The sequence below is a fragment of the Ruminococcus sp. CAG:57 genome (genome assembly GCF_000435935.1).
In the GTDB taxonomy this organism is placed as follows: domain Bacteria; phylum Bacillota; class Clostridia; order Oscillospirales; family Ruminococcaceae; genus Hominimerdicola; species Hominimerdicola aceti.
The window spans coordinates 416-2,759 of the sequence record NZ_FR890754.1 but is presented as its reverse complement, the minus strand read 5'-3'; the positions used below and the strand labels follow the sequence as shown (position 1 = coordinate 2,759).

The following is a 2,344-nucleotide window of genomic DNA, read 5'->3' as shown; positions in this document are numbered from 1 at the left end:
CATTTTTTTCGACTATTAGGGTGAAAGCTCACAGAGCAAAAAGAAAGGGGGAAAAACCATGGGAACAGAACTAAAAGATACATTCGTGCAGGCTTATAATGATACATACGATTATATAGACCGCTATCTTACCTCAAAGCTTCCCACCAGAGAGCTTATAGAAGACGCACTCCAAAGCGTGTATCTTGATTTTTACCGCTCCCTTATCACCACTGAGGGGAAAATAAAAAACGTCAGGCATTACGTCCTGCGTATAGCCAAGCATTATGTTGCAGACCATTACAGACAACAGCCCAAAGCCACATTCGAGGATATCACCGACCTGAATATCCCCGACGAAAAAGCCCTTGCCGACCTTGAAAGCGCCGACTTTTTCGACTATGAGCAGGTGATGAGCTATCTCAAAAGCTCCGACGATACCACCTACCGCATTTTCGTACTGCATTATCAGTACGGCTATACAATAAAGAAAACCGCATCATGCCTAGGCTTGTCCCAGTCCACCGTAAAATCAAGACTATACCGCACCCTTGACAAGCTGAAAAAAACATACTGTGAAAAGGAGGAACAAAGCAATGAAAATGACAGATATAATGAAAAAGTCCCACAGCGAAAGCAAGTCTGAAAATCTTGACGCTATCCTGCAAAAAATAGACAATAAAGCCTTTATCACCAACTCAGCCGACAGCGCACACACAGAAACAAAACCCCAGCCTATAAAGCTTAGAAGAAAATCCGTCGGCATAGCCGCAGCAGCAGCCTGTGCCGCCGTAGCAGTGGGAGCATTCGCATTCAGCGGACTTTTAAAGCCCGATATCGACGCCACCACCCCTGTCCCATCAACAGCCTCCACCGATACCACAACACAGCCGCCCCAGACCCCACAGCCTATCACAGTGCCGGACGTCACCAACAAGACCTATGCCGAAGCCGAACAGCTTATCGCACAGGCAGGCGGCACGCCCGTAAGACGTGATAGATATAACGATGCTGTCGCCGCCGAAACTGTCATGAATACCGAGCCTGCCGCAGGGGAAGAGATACAAGCAGGGCAAGAAGTCAACCTGTTTGTGAGCAAAGGTCCAGTTCCTGAGCAAAGAACGTATATCCACAATGACAGTTCACAGACCGACTCTGACGAACAGACCGATAAACAGCTCACCGAAGACGAGCTTGGCACATATGAAGCGGCAGATATAGAGATACCGACCTTTACCGAACGCCTCACCGACCTTGAAAACACAGACGATCTTGACATAATACTTTCCGCACTAAATTCAAGAACCTCAGACTTCGGCATAATCTCCGCCGAAAACCATGAAACCTACCTCGACGTAACAGTAAACACCGAAAATGACGTCACCTGCACAAAAGCCTACCTCCAAGCATACGGCGTAAACATAGACCTTGTGGACGTCCACACCGCCTACCCAGAGCCGACAGGCGATCTCCCCGTCAGCGATACGCCTATAACAAATCCGTATAAAGTATCAAATCTTTTGTGCGACCTGGAAGAAATGGGTTACCGCCCAACTTTCACCTCCTGCGGCATTTATGACCAAGGCAACAGATGTGAGGTAACAGTGCTTTACGAACACAACATCAATGAAATGGAAGAACTTCTGCAAAGCTGTAACGTTGATATGTCGATAGTCACAATAACCCTCGGCGGAAAAGCAGAAGTCACCCCCGGCTACAGAAGCCCAAGAGAGATACTCGAAGAAGTAAAAGACGTTTTCCATATAAATGATGTAAGAATAGCCATAACAGGCAAGACCTCGTATGTTGACGCCTATGCCATAGACATCTCCGATACCGAAAAGCTCGCCGATATAGCAGGCTACATCTCCCGTAAATTCACCGACGATATCCTCTATTCCATACCAATATCCCTAAACGGCAGCGATTACTTTTTCGTACATAAATAGCACAAAACCGCTCTGCATTTTTGCAGGGCGGCTTTTTTTCACATACAAAACCTATGGCTTCCAATAACCGTCACCGTAGGCTTAGCGTGCATATAAGCGTTTGAAGTCTTAGCAGGATTGTAGTAGTAAACACAGCCGTTTGTGGGATCCCAGCCGTTCAAAGCGTCACGGGCAGCATTGTAAGCTGAAGCGGCAACAGGCTCGTTGAACTGTCCGTCCACTACCGCCGTAAAAGCGCCGTTTTGGTAAATTACCCCCGAAAGTGTGTCAGGAAAAGACGGGTGCTCGATACGGTTGAGTATCACCGCACCCACAGCCACCTGACCCACATAAGGCTCGCCCCTGGCCTCGGCAGAGATTATTCTCGCCAAAAGATTGATGTTCTGTTCCGTAGCCGACGGCACAGAGCCAATAGA

Annotated in this window: 3 protein-coding genes; 2 read left to right on the top strand and 1 reads right to left on the bottom strand. The window is 47.9% G+C overall.

Features of this window, described 5'->3' with window-relative positions:
* Positions 1-58 precede the first annotated feature (58 nt).
* Positions 59-625: an RNA polymerase sigma factor gene (locus tag QVO88_RS08060; RefSeq protein ID WP_022287986.1), complete on the top strand. Its 567-nt coding sequence runs from the start codon at positions 59-61 to the stop codon at positions 623-625.
* Entirely contained in the window at positions 576-1,928 is a 1,353-nt protein-coding gene (locus QVO88_RS08055) for a PASTA domain-containing protein (protein WP_022287985.1), read from the top strand. The genes QVO88_RS08060 and QVO88_RS08055 overlap by 50 nt, the downstream gene beginning before the upstream one ends.
* A gap of 38 nt (positions 1,929-1,966) precedes the next feature.
* On the opposite strand, the gene QVO88_RS08050 is transcribed toward QVO88_RS08055, so the two are convergent.
* Positions 1,967-2,344 (bottom strand): cell wall hydrolase (locus tag QVO88_RS08050; RefSeq protein ID WP_288177902.1); only part of this gene is annotated, 378 nt, incomplete at its 5' end.